This is a genomic window from Pseudomonas sp. CVAP#3 (assembly GCF_018986375.1).
In the GTDB taxonomy this organism is placed as follows: domain Bacteria; phylum Pseudomonadota; class Gammaproteobacteria; order Pseudomonadales; family Pseudomonadaceae; genus Aquipseudomonas; species Aquipseudomonas helvetica.
The window spans coordinates 25740-41746 of record NZ_JAHMSC010000018.1 but is presented as its reverse complement, the minus strand read 5'-3'; the positions used below and the strand labels follow the sequence as shown (position 1 = coordinate 41746).

16 protein-coding genes and 1 pseudogene are annotated in these 16007 nt (G+C 60.1%); 10 read left to right on the top strand and 7 right to left on the bottom strand.

Features of this window, described 5'->3' with window-relative positions; genetic code table 11:
- The first annotated feature begins 201 nt into the window (after positions 1-201).
- Together KRR23_RS23765 and KRR23_RS23760 are read left to right on the top strand one after the other, a co-directional pair.
- On the top strand, positions 202-1392 hold the full coding sequence (locus KRR23_RS23765; RefSeq protein WP_216744491.1) for an NnrS family protein: 1191 nt from the start codon (positions 202-204) through the stop codon (positions 1390-1392).
- A 28-nt stretch (positions 1393-1420) separates the two neighbouring features.
- Complete coding sequence (locus KRR23_RS23760) at positions 1421-1858, top strand: hypothetical protein (protein WP_216744490.1); 438 nt, start codon at positions 1421-1423, stop codon at positions 1856-1858.
- 75 nt (positions 1859-1933) lie between these two features.
- On the opposite strand, the gene ytfE is transcribed toward KRR23_RS23760, so the two are convergent.
- Positions 1934-2608: an iron-sulfur cluster repair protein YtfE gene (gene ytfE / locus KRR23_RS23755; protein WP_216744489.1), complete on the bottom strand. Its 675-nt coding sequence runs from the start codon at positions 2606-2608 to the stop codon at positions 1934-1936.
- Between the two features lie 154 nt (positions 2609-2762).
- Here ytfE and norR point away from each other — a divergent pair, with 154 nt between their 5' ends.
- From norR to KRR23_RS23720, 7 genes are all read left to right on the top strand, one after another.
- The gene (gene norR, locus KRR23_RS23750; RefSeq protein WP_216744488.1) at positions 2763-4292 is read left to right on the top strand and encodes a nitric oxide reductase transcriptional regulator NorR; all 1530 of its coding nucleotides are present in this window, start codon (positions 2763-2765) and stop codon (positions 4290-4292) included.
- An 88-nt stretch (positions 4293-4380) separates the two neighbouring features.
- A complete protein-coding gene (gene pdxH, locus KRR23_RS23745) occupies positions 4381-5028 on the top strand; it encodes a pyridoxamine 5'-phosphate oxidase (protein ID WP_216744487.1) in 648 nt (215 codons plus the stop codon).
- 100 nt (positions 5029-5128) lie between these two features.
- Positions 5129-5683 (top strand): molybdenum cofactor biosynthesis protein B, encoded by a 555-nt coding sequence (moaB, locus tag KRR23_RS23740; protein ID WP_216744486.1) that lies wholly within the window; start codon positions 5129-5131, stop codon positions 5681-5683.
- Entirely contained in the window at positions 5680-6915 is a 1236-nt protein-coding gene (glp, locus tag KRR23_RS23735) for a gephyrin-like molybdotransferase Glp (protein WP_216744485.1), read from the top strand. The genes moaB and glp overlap by 4 nt, the downstream gene beginning before the upstream one ends.
- 214 nt (positions 6916-7129) lie before the next feature.
- Positions 7130-8125 (top strand): peptidase U32 family protein, encoded by a 996-nt coding sequence (locus tag KRR23_RS23730; RefSeq protein WP_216744484.1) that lies wholly within the window; start codon positions 7130-7132, stop codon positions 8123-8125.
- A gap of 10 nt (positions 8126-8135) precedes the next feature.
- Positions 8136-9026: a U32 family peptidase gene (locus KRR23_RS23725; RefSeq protein WP_216744483.1), complete on the top strand. Its 891-nt coding sequence runs from the start codon at positions 8136-8138 to the stop codon at positions 9024-9026.
- Positions 9020-9490, top strand: a complete 471-nt coding sequence (locus tag KRR23_RS23720) for an SCP2 sterol-binding domain-containing protein (protein ID WP_216744482.1) — start codon at positions 9020-9022, stop codon at positions 9488-9490. The genes KRR23_RS23725 and KRR23_RS23720 overlap by 7 nt, the downstream gene beginning before the upstream one ends.
- A gap of 240 nt (positions 9491-9730) precedes the next feature.
- Here the strand turns inward: KRR23_RS23720 and KRR23_RS23715 are convergent, their stop codons facing one another.
- Both KRR23_RS23715 and KRR23_RS29440 read right to left on the bottom strand, forming a co-directional pair.
- A complete protein-coding gene (locus tag KRR23_RS23715) occupies positions 9731-11107 on the bottom strand; it encodes an MFS transporter (RefSeq protein ID WP_253912232.1) in 1377 nt (458 codons plus the stop codon).
- On the bottom strand, positions 11082-11234 hold the full coding sequence (locus KRR23_RS29440; protein WP_216744548.1) for a hypothetical protein: 153 nt from the start codon (positions 11232-11234) through the stop codon (positions 11082-11084). The genes KRR23_RS23715 and KRR23_RS29440 overlap by 26 nt, the downstream gene beginning before the upstream one ends.
- Positions 11235-11628: 394 nt before the next feature.
- On the opposite strand from KRR23_RS29440, the pseudogene KRR23_RS23705 reads away from it, so the two are divergent.
- Positions 11629-11847 (top strand): annotated as a pseudogene (locus KRR23_RS23705) (IS4 family transposase); the annotation flags it as partial.
- 248 nt (positions 11848-12095) lie between these two features.
- Here KRR23_RS23705 and KRR23_RS23700 read toward each other — a convergent pair.
- From KRR23_RS23700 to KRR23_RS23685, 4 genes are all read right to left on the bottom strand, one after another.
- Complete coding sequence (locus KRR23_RS23700) at positions 12096-12503, bottom strand: putative zinc-binding protein (protein ID WP_216744481.1); 408 nt, start codon at positions 12501-12503, stop codon at positions 12096-12098.
- A gap of 85 nt (positions 12504-12588) precedes the next feature.
- A complete protein-coding gene (locus KRR23_RS23695; protein ID WP_216744480.1) occupies positions 12589-13266 on the bottom strand; it encodes a Crp/Fnr family transcriptional regulator in 678 nt (225 codons plus the stop codon).
- An 86-nt stretch (positions 13267-13352) separates the two neighbouring features.
- Positions 13353-14000, bottom strand: a complete 648-nt coding sequence (narL, locus tag KRR23_RS23690) for a two-component system response regulator NarL (protein ID WP_216744479.1) — start codon at positions 13998-14000, stop codon at positions 13353-13355.
- Complete coding sequence (locus KRR23_RS23685) at positions 13997-15799, bottom strand: HAMP domain-containing protein (RefSeq protein ID WP_216744478.1); 1803 nt, start codon at positions 15797-15799, stop codon at positions 13997-13999. Before KRR23_RS23685 ends, narL begins: the two co-directional genes overlap by 4 nt.
- Between the last annotated feature and the right edge of the window lie 208 nt (positions 15800-16007).

Below are 16007 nucleotides of genomic sequence, written 5' to 3'. Positions count from 1 at the left end.
TCCAACGGGGGCAAGCCCCCTCGCCACAGGAGCCACCATTCTCCCGGTCCAAACAGGTTCGAATGAGCATCGGGGCACGCCCCTTGCACACTTGATCTGCGACAAAGGCAATGGATCGGTAATACCCGATGATGGCCCCAGGATTTACCTCGGCGCCTGCGGGTTGGTGCCAGGTCCGCAACAAGGTAGAGGAGTGGCTTTATGCAAGTGCTTGAGCGCCGTAAAGCGTTGGCGATCCCACCGCTGTTACGGCTGGCCTTTCGGCCATTTTTCCTCGCGGGCTGCCTGTTGGCGGTGCTGGCCATACCGCTTTGGCTGGCTGCCTTCAGTGGTGGGATTTCCGGCTGGCAGCCGGCAGGCGGTTGGCTGGGCTGGCATCGGCATGAGCTGTTGTTCGGGTTTGCGCTGGCGATTATCGCGGGCTTTCTGCTGACGGCCGTGCAGACCTGGACCGGTCGCCCCGGCCTCAGCGGCAAACCTTTGGCTGCGCTGGCGCTGCTGTGGTTATTGGCGCGAGTGGCCTGGCTGGCCAACGTACCGTGGCCGTTGCTCGCGGTGCTGGAGCTGGCGTTCCCGTTGGCGGTGGCGGTTCTCATGGGCTTCACCTTGTGGAAGGTGCGGCAGAAACGTAACTACCCGATTGTGGTGGTTTTGCTGTTGTTGGCCGTGGCCGATGGGTTGTCCCTGTATGGCTTGGTCGAGGGGCATGAAGGCTGGCAGCGCCAGGGCGTGCTGACCGGCATCTGGCTGGTGGCGGCGATGATGGGGTTGATCGGCGGGCGGGTGATTCCGTTTTTCACCCAGCGTGGCCTTGGTCGGGTGGAAGGTGTTGCCGCCTGGCCCTGGCTGGATCGACTGCTGTTGGTCGGTTCGCCGTTGGTGGCGTTGTTGTATGCCGCAGGACCTGCGCTCGCTCCCAATGTCTGGGTGGGTCTGCTGTTCGCGGTGCTGGCGGCAGGGCATCTGGTGCGTCTGGTGCGCTGGCATGACCGGGCACTCTGGCGCGTGCCGTTGCTGTGGTCGTTGCACCTGGCCTATGGCTGGCTGGCGGTGGCGTGTCTCGGGATGGCGTTCTGGCATTTTGGCGTGCCGGTTAACCCGAGCCTGGCGGTGCATTGTCTGACCCTTGGGGCCATGGGCGGCCTGGTGCTGGCGATGATCGCGCGGGTCAGCCTCGGGCACACCGGCCGTGCACTGGAGTCACCGTCGGGCATGACCCTGGCGTTCATCGTGCTCAACCTGGCATGTCTGAGCCGAGTGGTGTTGATCCTGTTTTTCCCATTGCCGGCGTTGTGGCTGGCCGGTCTGTGCTGGACGCTGGCGTTTGCGTTGTACGCCTGGCGTTATGGGCCGATGCTGCTGCGCACCCGAGTTGACGGTCATCCGGGATGAGCCAGCGAACTGAAGGAGGCGGACGCTGATGTATCCCTATCTGCTGGTCACACACCTGCTGGCGGCGATTGCCTTTATCGGCACGCTGTTTTTCGAGGTGGTGATCTGGCATCACGCTCGCCAGCATTTGATGGAGTCGGCGCAATTGACCGCGGACCAGACGCTTGCAGTGCGCTCGCGCAAGGTGCTGCACGGCGTGGTGTTGCTGTTATATGGCGCCGGCATCGGTTTGGCATGGCAGTACCGGGGCGCATTGAGTCAGCCGCTGGCCAGCAGTTTTGGTACGTTGCTGAGCCTGAAAATCCTGTTGGCCCTGAGCATCATTGGTCATTACTTGCTGCTGGCCTATTGGCTGACCCACGCGCGCCTGACCGCAACCCGCGCAAGCTGGATTCGCCGCAGCATCCTCGGGCACATGCTGTTGATCGTGATCCTGGCCAAGGCCATGTTCTATTGGCATGGCTGATCGCAAGACGTCCTTCACAAACAAAACCCGCGTCAACCGGTGGGATGGCGCGGGTTGGGTGTGGCCGGCAAGCGATCAATGGCGGGGGTTCAGGGCGTTAATGAACAACACGTTGTTTTCCAGGTGGATGTGCTGCATCAAGTCGTCTTTGAACTCCAGCAACCCGCGATAGAGCGCACGCCAGGTGTTGCAGGCATCGGCGGGCGCGATTATGTGATTGGTCAGGGCGAGCATCTTCTCCAGCGCTTCGCCATGTTGATCATGTTCGAAGCGCAGCACCTGGATCGGCGGAGCCGCTTGAGCACCGATGCCCTTTTGCAGCATCGGGAAGAGCACTTGTTCTTCCTTGAGCATGTGGCCTTCGAGTTCTTGTTGCATGTCGGTCAGGAGATCGGCCAAGCCATTGGGGCAGCTGCTGCGCGCGCCGTGGACGTGCTCGACCCGGCGGGCCAGACGGATCAGTTCCGGCAGTTGCTCGCGGTGGCGGGCGTGATAGCGCGTGAGGAGGTGGGTGATCAACAGCTCCGACGGCTCGTTGCGCCAGTCGTGCTGGGTTTCACCGGCGTCTTGCAGAGTGTGCAGGGCGTCGGCAATCAGCATCGGGTCGAGGTCTTTGCCCTGGGCTGCTTCACGCAGGCTTTTATGGCCGCCACAGCAGAAGTCCAGTTTGAAGGTGTGAAAAATCCGGGTGGCACCGGGTATATCGCAGGCCAGTTGGCCGAGGCTTTGTTCCAGTAGGGTCTGGCTCATCGGGGTTCCTTGTTTGGGTTTCAACGGTTCCCCAGGCTCATTGCATCCGGCATGCCATATTTAAACGACTGATTCATATGGATTAATTTTTAGTTGTGGTGATAGATACCCTGACGCTTTAGGGTGAATCCAACCATAGAGGGTAATTACTACCATGCTGCGAGAAAGCCTGGCAGCCGACCTGATTGTCGAGTTGCCCAATGCCGTACGCTTGCAACGACTGGTGCAGACCCTGCGCGAATACTTCAACAGTGGCGCCGTGGGATTACTGCGTCTGGACGACGACAGTCTCAGGCCTGTCGCGACGGTGGGGCTGGTGCATGAGGCGTTGGGGCGCCGGTTTGTCATTGCTCAGCATCCTCGGCTGGCAGCGATCATGGCGTCGCGCGAGCCGACCTGGTTCGAGCCGGACAGTCGACTGCCGGACCCCTATGACGGCCTGCTCGACAACCATGTCGGCGAGCCGTTGCCGGTGCATGACTGCATGGGTGTGAGCCTGTATGTGGAGGGTCGCGTCTGGGGCGCGATCACCCTCGATGCGCTGCATGCCGGAACCTTCGACAGCCGTGCGCGGGAGGAGCTCAAGCGTTGCACGTTGCAGATCGAAGCGGCCGTGCGCGTCACCCGGCTTGAACAGGAAAACCGCAGCTTGCGCTTGTCCCGCAGCGATCTTCAAGACCTGCGGATGCCTGCGGATGACGGTGAAATCCTCGGGCAGAGTGAGGTGTTGCACCAGTTGCTCAATGAGCTGGATGTACTGGCCGATTCCGATTTGCCGGTGTTGCTGTTGGGCGAAACGGGCGTCGGCAAGGAGCTGTTCGCCCGACGGCTGCACCGTCTTTCGCGTCGCAGCCACAAGCCGCTGGTACAGGTCAACTGTGCCGCCTTGCCGGAGTCTTTGGCAGAGAGTGAGTTGTTCGGCCATGTCAAAGGCGCATTTTCCGGCGCCACCAGTGACCGCGCGGGTCGTTTCGATGCGGCCAATGGCGGTACGCTGTTTCTCGATGAAGTGGGTGAATTGCCGTTAAGCGTTCAAGCGAAGTTGCTGCGAACTTTGCAAAACGGCGAGATCCAGCGACTGGGGGCGGACAAGCCGTTGCATGTCGATGTGCGAATCATCGCCGCGACCAACCGGCATCTGCCAGACAGTATCCGCGACGGCCTGTTTCGTGCCGACCTGTATCACCGGCTCTCGGTGTACCCGGTGCCGATTCCGTCCCTGCGTGAACGCGGTCACGATGTGTTGATGCTGGCCGGGCACTTTCTGGAACTCAATCGGGCGCGGCTCGGCCTGCGTGGTTTGCGCTTGTCGCCTGCGGCGGAGCGGGCCTTGCTGGCGTATACCTGGCCGGGCAATGTGCGCGAGCTGGAACATGTGATCAGTCGTGCCGCGTTGAAGCAGCTCAGTCGTGGCACCAGTCGCGCGCTGATCATGACGCTGGAGCCGCAAGTCCTCGATCTCGACAGTACGATGGGCGCGGCGAGCATGATCGTCGAAGCGTCGCGGGAAGTGACGTCTGATGGGCCATTCCAGGCCCTGAGCGACGCCGTCGACGATTGTCAGCGGCAAAAAATTCTCCACGCCCTGAGCCTTTCCGGGGAAAACTGGGCCAGCGCCGCGCGGTTGCTGGAAGTCGATCCCAGCAATCTGCACAAACTGGCCCGGCGTCTTCGCCTTAAGTAAGCCTGGGCGGCGCAGCATGTTGATGGCGGTCAAGGTGGCTTGGCGCAGTGGCTCGCACACTGCGCAAAACCTTCCGGAGATCACCGTCATGCCCCTTTCCCTGGCTCAGATGCGCCGTAACTACACCCTTAATGGCCTGCAGGATGAGGCTGCGCTGGACGATCCCCTGGCCATGTTTCGACAGTGGTTGCAACAGGCACGCGACACCGAGTGCGCGCCTGTCGAGGCCAACAGCATGATGTTGGCGACGGTCGACAGTGACGGGCGACCACATTGCCGGGTTCTGCTGCTCAAAGGCTTGAGCGACGACGGCTTTACGTTTTTCGGCAATTACCAGAGCGACAAGGGCCTGCAACTGGCCGCTAACCCGAATGCCGCCATGACGTTTTTCTGGCCGGGGCTGGAGCGTCAGGTTCGTATTGAAGGGCAGGTGTCCAGGCTCGACCCGCAACTCTCGGATGAGTACTTCGAATCGCGCTCGGTGGCCAGTCGGCTGGGCGCCTGGGCTTCACCGCAGAGCCGGCCGCTGGCCAGCCGGGCAGCGCTGGAATCACTGTTGGCCGACACCATCAAACGTTTCGTTGGCCAGACCGTGTCGCGCCCCGAGCATTGGGGCGGCTACTGCCTGCACCCGGAACGCCTGGAGTTCTGGCAGGGGCGTGCCGACCGCTTGCATGACCGTCTCGATTACCGCCTGCAGGACAGGGTGTGGTATCGCAGCCGCCTGGCACCTTGAGCCTCTATTTGCCCTGTCGAGGTACCTCCTTGGAGGAATAGGCCAAGCCGCGATTGCGGTTCAGGCTTGGCCAAACCCTCATCTACGGGAAGGCTTGGATATGGCCCATCTGGCGCAACGCACGTTTGAACCCCTGAACATTGCCGTGTTGACCATCAGCGATACGCGCACCTTCGAGACCGACACCTCGGGACAGACCCTGACCGATTTGCTGCAAACGGCCGGGCATGTGTTGATTGATCGGGATCTGGTCAAGGACGACATTTATCAGATCCGCGCAACCGTTTCCCGGTGGATCGCCGACCCCAAGGTGCAAGTAGTACTGATGACCGGCGGCACCGGCTTCACCGCTCGCGACAACACGCCGCAAGCCGTCTTGCCCTTGCTGGACAAACATGTGGAAGGCTTTGGCGAACTGTTCCGTCAGGTCTCCCTGGCGGAAATCGGCATGTCCAGTTTGCAGTCACGGGCATTGGCCGGGATCAGCAACGGTGTGCTGGTGTGTTGCGTTCCAGGGTCGCCGGGGGCCTGCCGAACAGCCTGGAACATGATCCTGTTGGAACAACTGGACAGTCGCACCGGCCCGTGCAACTTCGCCCCGCATTTGAAGCCGCAAACGCAGCGGGTCATCGACGCCTGCGAGACACGCTCATGACGGGTCGGGTGTGCGATCTCGGCAACCTGATACCCGTCGACGAGGCCATCCATCGTCTGCTGGATCAGGCACCGCCACCACCCCAGGCGCAAATGATCGGTCTGGATCAAGCCTTGGGGCGAGTTCTGGCGACGGACCTTCATTCCCAGGTGAACCTGCCGGCCTGGGACAACAGTGCCATGGACGGTTATGCCCTCAGGGCGGCCGACCTGCCATCGGAGGGTGGTTATCTGCCGATTGGCGGGCGAATCGCGGCGGGGGATCAGGCCTGCTCACCCTTGATTGCACAGCAGGCGGTGCAGATCTTTACCGGTGCGCCATTGCCTGCGGGGGCCGATACGGTGGTGCCACAGGAGCGCTGCCGTATCGAGGGCGAGCGTGTCTGGTTCCCGCCCGTGATTGTGGGCGATCACGTGCGTAAGAAAGGCGAAGAGGTTCGTCGAGGCGATCTGTTACTCAAGGCCGGCAAGCGCCTGCGCGCACAAGAACTGGGGTTGCTGGCCGGCGCAGGTATAGCGCGGGTCGAGGTCTATCGACCGTTGCAGGTGTGCTTGCTCAGCAGCGGCAATGAACTGCGTGAGCCGGGTGATACATTGGCGCGGGGGCAGATTTACAACAGCAATCGCTATTGCCTGGCTGCGCTGTTGCGCGGTTGGGGCGTTGAGGTTCACGACTATGGCGTCATGGCCGATGAGTTGGCGGCCAGTCGGCATGCCTTGAGCCTGGCTTCTTCGGAATGCGACATGCTGCTGAGTTCCGGCGGCGTGTCGGTAGGCGAGGAGGACCACCTCAAACAGGCGATCGAGGAACTGGGCAGCGTGGATTTCTGGCGGCTGGCCATTCAGCCGGGTAAACCACTGGCTTATGGCGAAGTCGCCGGCAAACCCTGGATCGGCATGCCGGGCAATCCTTCGGCGGCGCTGATTACCGCATTGGTGGTGGTGCGTCCGTTCCTGCTCAGGGCCCAGGGCGGGACTGACGTGCTGCCGGTGCCGTTGGCCGTCCCAGCCGGATTCGACTGGTTGCAACGCAACAAGCGCCGGCAGTACCTGCGGGCAAGGCTGACGCCTGGTGTTGACGGCCAGTTGAGCGTGGAGCTGCATCCTCAGCAAAGCTCGGCGATGTTGACCGCTGCCTGCTGGGCCGACGGGCTGGCGGTGATCGAGTGCGAGCAGCAAGTGCTCAAGCACGACAACGTGATGTTCTTGTCCTTCGCCGACCTGATGCATTGATGGCAATTGATTGCGGTCAAGGCCGTGCCTGCCGGTCTGGCTAGACTGTGTGGCGAGGGAGCTTGCTCCCGCTGGGTCGCGAAGCGGCCCTGTTATTTAGGCCTGCTGCGCAGTCCAGCGTCGGAACGCCGCCCGGAACAAGCTCGCTCGCCACAAGCGCATTCCAACCATGACTGATTAGGCCCCGGACTGCGTTTTTTCATGAGGATTACCCATGCAACTGGTCTGCCCGGCAGGGAATCTGCCTGCGCTTAAAGCGGCGGTGCGCCAAGGCGCCGATGCCGTCTATGTCGGCTTTCGCGATGACACCAACGCCCGGCATTTCGCGGGCCTCAACATGGACGACAAGCAGTTCGACGCTGCGGTCGCCCACATCCGTCAGCATCAACGCAAACTCTACGTCGCGGTCAACACTTACCCGCAACCCAAGGGCTGGGAGCGCTGGCAGCGGGCAGTCGATCGAGCCGCCGATTTCGGCGTGGATGCGCTGATCGCCGCTGACCCGGGGGTGCTCAACTATGCCAGCCAGCGACATCCGCAACTGGCGTTGCATCTGTCGGTCCAGGGCTCGGCAACCCATGCCGCGGCGCTGGAGTTTTATGCCCAGCGCTACGGCATTCGACGCGCCGTGTTGCCGCGGGTGTTGTCGTTGGCGCAAGTACGCCAGGTTGCCGCCAGCAGCCCGGTCCCCATCGAGGTGTTTGGCTTCGGCAGCTTGTGCATCATGGCCGAAGGGCGTTGCCACCTGTCCTCCTACATTACCGGCGAGTCGCCGAACCTGTGCGGTGTCTGTTCGCCAGCCAAGGCGGTGCGCTGGAGCGAGGACGCTCAAGGCTTGAGCGCACGACTCAGCGAAGTGCTGATCGACCGCTATACCCCTGATGAACCGGCCGGTTACCCGACCTTGTGCAAGGGTCGCTTCCTGGTCGACGGCAAACGCTTTCATGCGCTGGAGGAACCCACCAGCCTCGACACCCTCGACTTGCTCCCGGAGCTGACGGCCATCGGTGTCGAAGCGGTAAAAATCGAGGGTCGTCAACGCAGTCCGGCCTATGTCGAACAAGTCACTCGCGTCTGGCGGGCGGCACTGGATGCCCATCGTGGTTCACCGGGCAGTTTTCGGGTCAAGGAGGAATGGCGTCAGGTGCTGGCCGGCTTGTCCGAAGGCAGCCAGACCACCCTGGGTGCTTATCATCGATCATGGCAATGAGGGACGGAACATGAAGCTCAGTCTTGGGCCGGTCCTGTTCTATTGGGACAAAGCGCAACTCAGTCACTTTTATGCCGAGATGTCGGCCTTGCCCCTGGATGTGATTTACCTGGGCGAAACCGTGTGTTCGAAACGTCGGGCTTTTTCACTGGATCAATGGCTGGGGTTGGGGCGCGAGTTGCAGGCCTGCAACCAGGCGCAGTTGGTGATCTCCAGCCTGACACTGATCGAAGCCGCATCCGAACTCTCCAGCCTGCGCCGGCTCTGCGACAACGGCCAATTGCTGGTGGAGGCCAACGACATGGGCGCGGTGCAGTTCCTGGCCGAGCGCAAATTGCCGTTCGTGGGCGGTCCGGCGCTCAATTTGTACAACGGGCACGCGCTGACGCAATTGCTGGACTGCGGAATGACCCGCTGGGTGCCGCCAGTAGAATGTTCGGCAGCGTTGATTGGCGATGTGATCGAGCAGGTCCGCGGACTCGGCCGCAAAGTACCGGAAGTGGAAATCTTCGCCTATGGGCATTTGCCGTTGGCCTACTCCGCACGGTGTTTTACGGCCCGCGCGGAAAACCGGCCGAAGGACGACTGCCAGTTTTGCTGCATCAACTATCCCGATGGCATGGCGCTGACCAGTCAGGAAGGGCAGCCGTTGTTCACCCTCAATGGTATTCAAACGATGTCGGCGCAGGTGACCAATCTATTGGCCGATTATTCCGGGCTGGTGGCCTGCGGCGCCGATCTGCTGCGTCTGAGCCCGCGTGCTCAGGGCATGGCCGAGGTGATCGACGCCTATCAACGGGTTCGTCTGGGCGAGACACCGCCGCTGTTCGTCGAAGGCTGCAATGGTTACTGGCATGGCCAGGCCGGCATGTTGCGCGTCGAGGAGGTTGGCCTGTGTTGAACCGAAAAAAGTGGCTGTTGAAAGGGGCCGACCGCTTACTGCCGCTGGTGCGTCGGGTGCCTTTTGCCGTGCAGCGCCTGGCGTTGCAACAGGCACTGAATCGATGCCTCGCCGAGCCATTGCGTGAGGGTGAATTCGACGTGCTGCGGGGGCGCTGGTTGTGCCTGCGAATTCCGGATCTGGGCTTGTCCTGGTACCTGACGCTCAATGGTAAAGGGTTGCGGATTGCCGAGCATGCCGTGGCGCATGTGATGATCAGTGGTAATTGGCGGGAGTTTTTACTGTTGGCGAGTCGTCAGGAAGATCCGGACACGCTGTTCTTTCGCCGGCGCCTGGTCATCGAGGGTGATACCGAGCTGGGGCTGGCGTTGAAGAATCTGATCGACAGTCTGGATCCCGATGTTTTGCCTGTTTGGTTGTGGCGCAATCTGGAGCGGGCGGGGAAGGGGTTGGCAGCGGTGTGAGAATCCTGCGAAGGCGGCCTGACAGCCTGCCTGTGTCCTTATGCGCTCCACGAACGCCACCTACCGAACGATGCAATTCCCGTTTGCCGTGACATCTCTGGCTCAGCGGTATCGATCAACGTTATGCCCAGTTCGATGTCTTGGCGCAGGGCCGCGACTTCCCGCTTGTTGGCCGAGCGACCTTTCCGGCATAGTGAAAGGCAACTCCGTTTGTAAGAGGCGGGGGTACGGCGAGGCACGTCAGTGCGCAAACGCTTCAGGGTATTTGTCCAGGTAGGCATCATTGAGCTGCGTATCCTGGGAACGCATGAAAGTTTTGAAATCGGGTACCAGAAAGACCAGCAGAGACAACAGCAGCACCATGACGCCCAGCAGCGTGATTGTCAGTGCGACCCCCAGATAGGCGATCAGGGTATTCATCGCGAAACTGCCCAGGGGACTGGCCGCCGCAGACAGAAATGAAACCGTGGCAAAAATCCGGTTGCGATGGAGCTTGGGCGTCGCCAGCAACCTCACAGCGGAGGTGGGGATGTTGATCAACATCAGGCCGACGCCGCCGCAGAAAAAGGCCGCGGGCACGATGAACGACGATGAAACGGTTCCGACCACCACCAGGTTGCATCCCAGTAATGCAAAACCTGCGGACACACACATGTCACGGGGGACCCGGTCGGATAACCAGCCGATGATCTTGTAACTGCCCGCCAGAATGCCCAGCCCGAAGCACGAATCCAGAAGACCGATGTAAGTGACCGGGTACTGGATGACGTCCTTTACGTACAGTGGGATCAGGATGGTGAAGAACGGAAACAGGGCAAAGTTGATCAGCATTGCAATGATGGCCAGGTAAAATTCGACTTTCACTCCGTAAACCACTTTGAAGCCGGAATAGATCATGCTGAAGCCGCTGGCACCCGGGGCTTTTTCGCCTTGGCCAGTGGCACCGATGTGGCTCGGGATGGTCGCGATCAACGCCCCGGCGATGAGAATCGCAAAAAAATCGGCGGCAAAGGCGAATGTGATACCGAACCCGTAAATCAACCCGCTGGCCAGTACTGGCCCCAGCAGAATGGAAAAGGACGACATCACGCTTTTGGTCCGAAAGGCCAGGGAGACTTTATCGTCGTCTGCAAACAAAGGAATGATCGACGCCTGGAGAGGGTCGCGTACGCCGACGATCGCACTGCTGATCATCATCAGCGCGCCCACCGTCCAGGGGTTGAACGACCCCGTGGCGGACAGCACCACCATCAACAGTGCTGTCAGCAGGCTGATCCATGAGGCCAGCTTGATGATCAGGATTTTGTTGTACTTGTCCCCCAGCCATCCCAGCAGAGGTTTGGCTAACACTTCCGCCGCGATGGAACAGGCAATCATGTTGGCGAAATAGAGCGCAGAGCCTGTTTCCTGCAAGGCCCACCAGGCCACCGCCAGTTGATTGCACCGTCCCCCCAGAACCATCAGTAAAAAGCTGAATTGAACTTTCAGCAGACGTCGGTCGATGCCGGGAAAGCCCCACGTAATGCCTGAAAAATTTGCACTCATTGACGTACCTTTGATCCGGATAGGGCGACTGCGCAAGCAGGGGGGGTCAAGAAACGACGGGGTGACGTTCATCAGGGTAGATCGCCAGATATCGCTCGATGCCACCCTCAAGGCTATAGAGTTCCGCTTCTTGGCTGACGGTGCGAACTGCCAGCAGGGCCGCCTTGCTCCTGACGCCGGATTTGCAATAGAAAACGATACGGCGGGCGGTATCGAGTTCTTCCTGGCGGGCCTTATCAAAATGTCCCCGCCTTTATCGTAACAAGCCGGGATTTGCCGGTGCCACCCAACATGGACATTACTCTGCTCCAAGGCGAAGTTGGAGCGATCGCAATAAAAGCGAAGCAAGCCGCCAAAGGGAAAGATGTTTGGTTGGTGGGGGGGGTAAAACAGCAGCCTACTTTGCCGAGGCGGGTGAGTTACAACAGCTGTTCATTACGACTATTCCGATCTTCATCGGCACAGGCGTTGCCGTACTCCCGGTCAGCCATAACGTTAGTGTGACCCCTAAAGTGCAACGTATCTTGCAGAGCGGCGCGATGGAATGTGTACTGGATGTGAAGCGCGATTAACGTCCAGACGGCGTGGTGGTTCGTCAACGCCAACACCCGTGCGAGCTTTTGTTTTCGAGCATCGTTGAGCTGATGTCCCTTGTCTCATTGGGCTTATGCCCTTCACTGCATGCCGCTGCGAGGCTGATGGATGACTTTCCGGTCAGCTTGGCAGCGCTCCATGACAAGGTCAGTCGGACCGAACCTGCTTTGCTTCGAGTGTTAGTCGCTGGCAGTGCAGAGCGTCTGACCCCGACCATAAAAGCGCTGAGGCAAGCGACAAGCGAAGCGTTGCGCGTCCTCGAGAGTGGGTGATCAGCCGCTACCTTCTGGGAGCGTGGCTTGCCCGCTATCGGGTCGGGCTGCGTTCGGACGAAGCAGTCGTAAACCGGCTAATGCGTTCTAACTGACATACCGCGGATACCGGTTTTAGGACCGCTTCGCGGTCCAACGGGGGCAAGCCCCCTCGCCACAGTTTCGGTGTTTTACACTAGAACCTGCTCGCCTTCTCAAGCCGTTTCGGTAACCTCGATCAGGCAGTTCTCTTCCTGAAGATCCCCTCCACCAAGCAACCGTCTAACCTCCTCAAACAACTCATCACTCTGCTCCTCAGTGCAGTCCTCGCCATAGCGTTTGCGCAGGCCGTGATGGCTGAGGATCAGGTGCACATCGGCGTGCAGGCCATGCTGTTTCAGGCAGTTTTCGACGCATTGCAACGGGCAGCCGTCCAGCGCCAGGATCCGCCGTCCCGAGCGCGCTTTGTTGACCAGTGCAGCGACATGCCCGCCGACACCGACGATGCAGGACATTTCGGCCAGGCTTGCGCGATCCAGGCGCAAGGCCAGGCTGTTGGCCAGTTGGGCGACATTGGAACAACCGGAGCAGGAATAGACCAAAGGCAGGGTTGAATCGGGCATGAGGGTTCTCCACTGATGGACTCTGCCAGTGTGCAAGGCTGGCAGTATTGCGCCTTGACCATGGTCAAATCCGAGACTGGCCCGGCTACTGTTGGTACGCGGCCAGATCCTCTTCGGCGAGGATGCAGATATTGCGTCGTTCCATTGCAATCAGGCCGCACTCGACCAACCGATGCAAAATCCGCGAAAAGGTTTCCGGCTGAATCCCCAGTTTCGATGCCACCAGGCGTTTGGATACTTGCAAGACGATCTGGCCAGTGACGGGATGGCGTTCCTGGAGCAGGAAATTGATGACCCGACGGCTCGCGCTCGCCAGCGTCAACGTGTCTATGTCCCGCAGACGCAGGTGCAAGTGAACGCTCATGCTGGCCAGAATCGCCAGGCAAACCTTCGGCTGGTCCTCCAGGGCGTTGCGGTAATGGTTGCCCTCGATACTGACCAGCACGCTGTCTTTCAGCGCGGTGGCGCTCACTGGATAGAGTCGGGCCTGGCTGAACAGCAAGGCTTCGGCAAAAGTCTGGCCGGGCTGGATGATCTCCACGAGGTTTTCCTGACCTTCGCCGGTGAGCCGGTACAACTTGATCTGACCGCTGACCAGCAGGAAAAAACGCTTGGCCGGATCCCCTTGGTGCATGAGTGTGCAGTGACAACTCAGGTGTTTGAGCATGGCCAGGTTGCAGACTTCCTCGAAGACTTTCTCCGGCAATTGGCTGAACAGGTGATGACGGCGCAATGTTAAAACGATGGAAGGGTGGGTCAGCATGGCGTACCTCCGCTGACGGTCATAGTAGAGGGCGCAGCCCGGATGACCTATGCCTCTGCAGGCCTACCTCCAAAGAGGAATAGCCGTCAGCCGGCGCTGCGCAGATGCTCCATGGCCCACACCGCCGCCTCGACCCGTGAACGCAAGCCGAGTTTGTGCAGCAGGTTCTTGACGTGAACCTTGACCGTCCCTTCGGTGATGCCGAGCTTGTGCCCGATGACTTTGTTGCTGAAGCCGCTGGCGATGATTTTCAGCACCTGTCGCTCACGTTCGGTCAGTTCCACCACCGCCTGACGCGCAGGAGCACGCAGCGCCTGGGCCATGACTTGGGTCAGCCCCGGGCTGACCACCAACGCGCCGTTCAGCGCATCACGGATGTACTGAATCAACAGTTCGGGCTCCATGTCCTTGAGTAGATAGCCGTCGGCATCCAGGCGCAGTGCATCGCGAATATCGTCTTCAGCATCCGAGACAGTGAACAGCAGCACCTTGCCGGTGTAATGCATCGCACGTAATCGGCGCAGGGTTTGAATGCCATTCATCTGCGGCATGTTGTTATCGAGCAACACCAGATCCGGTTGCAGCGGCTCAATGAGGCTGAGTGCTTCTTCGCCGTTGCCGGCTTCGCCAACGATCTTGAAATCATCTTCGAGTTCGAGCATCTGGCGGATGCCGTGACGCATCATCGGATGATCGTCTACCAGCAGGATGGTGTGTTGTTGTGACGGGCTCATGTGACGCTACCTTCTGTTTGCTGCCCGAGAAACTCCGGCTGGAATTCCAGTTGGACACGGGTGCCTTGCGGCTCCCTGGAAAATATCTGCAATTGGCCGTGCAAGCTGCGAGCTCGTTCGTCCATGATGTTCAGGCCGTGGTGTTCACGCTGGTCGACGTTGCCGCTGAAGCCGCGCCCGTCGTCTTCGACGATGAGCCTGACGGTTTCGCCGTCCTGGCGCAGTTGTAACCAGGCGTTTTGCGCGTGGGCGTGGCGCAGGCAGTTGGAGAGTGCCTCGCGGGTGATCTGCAAAATGTGGATTTGCTCGCTGGCGGAGAGCTGAAAGGCCAGCGCATCGACGTGCAGGTGCACCTGAAATTCTCCGCGACGGGAGAACTCCTTGGCGGTGTCCTTGAGCTCTTGCACCAGTCCCGCATCGTGAATCTGCAAGCGAAAGGTGGTCAGCAGTTCGCGTAACTGGCGGTAGGCATTGTTCAGCCCATCGCGCAATTCGGCGGTGACGGTTTCCAGGGTTTCGACTGGTTCGCCACGGCGCATCAGGGTCTGCATGCGGCTGACTTGCAGTTTCATGTAGGACAGGGCCTGGGCCAGTGAATCGTGCAGTTCGCGGGCGATGATCGTGCGCTCTTCGAGCAACAGCAGGCGATGATCCTGTTCCCGTTGGCGTTTGAGTGAAAGCGAGGTGCCAATCAGGTTGGCCAGGGCCTGGATCAACTGGGTTTCCCAGGCTTGCGCCGGATGCCCGTCGACAAAATGCGCCTTGAGCTCCCCCAGTTCGCTGCCCTGGTTGCTGATGCTGAAAGTATGCGGGTTGATTTTTTGGTGCTTCTGGCACGTGGCGCAATCGCTGCTGGCGCAAACATCCCGACTGTTTGCCCCATGCAGGGCGAGTAATTGCTGGGCGGGTGCCTGCAAGTGTCCTTGTAGACACAGCGACAGACGCAAGCCGGGCAGGCGTTGCTGGAAGCGCCGGATCAACTCGTCCAGGCCTTCGGCGTTGGCCAGGCGTGTGGCCAGGTTTCGACTGCTTTGGTACAGCAGCTCCAGGGCTGCATTGGCTTGTTGCAAGTTCAGGGTTTTTTGCTGGACCTGGCTCTCCAGGGTGCGATGCGACTCTTCGATTGTCTCGGCCATGGCGTTGAAGCTCATGGCCAACTGGCCCAGTTCGTCCTGGGACTGATGGTTGACCCGCACCTTGAAATCGCCGCGACGAAAGCGCTGGGTGGCGTCCACCAATTCTTTCAAGGGGGTGACAACGCCGTACTGCAGTTCGTATAGCCCAACCAGCAGGACGATCATGGTGGTGAACAAGGCCAGGCCCTGGATCGCCTGTTGCCAGCCTTGCTTTTGTTCGCTTTCGCGCTGCAACAGGCTGACGAACTGGTTCAGTTGTTCAACGAAAGGCTGGGTCATAGCCTGAAAAGTGGCCGCATCGCCACGTTCGAGCGCTGGGCGCAAATCTTCGTTCCAGAATTGCTGGATTTGCCCATAGCTGATTTGCAGAGCGGTGGGCGGGCCATCTTCCAGTACCGCTTTGAGTGACTGGCTGTTGAGGCGAGTTTGCAGGCTGTCGGTGATGCTGACGATTTCTTCGCCGGTTGCGCCAGCGGCCAGTTTCCAGCTCAGGTGGTAAGTCTCCATGCGCACCGAGCCTGCGGTGTTGATAGCGGCAGCATCGCCCTGGCTGAACCAGGCGATCAATCCGGCGCTCAATGAACTGGCAAGGGCGAGTATGGCGATGAGGATCACCGCCAACCCGGCGCGAGCGGGCAGGGAGCTGCGCAACCAGCGCATCATCAGCACTGATCCTGGGGAAAGACACGAAAACTGAGCATATGGCGTCCCGGAGTGCGGTTTTGCAGCCAGTCCCGGGTGCGCTACCTCTAAAGAGTTGCCGACGTCTCCCTGTCGGCAATGGCGTTACTGGAAAACCTTAAGAAGCTGATAAGTAAAGGGTTTCAAGGTTTTCTTGAACTACCTCCTTGGAGGTAGGCCGGGCAAGGAT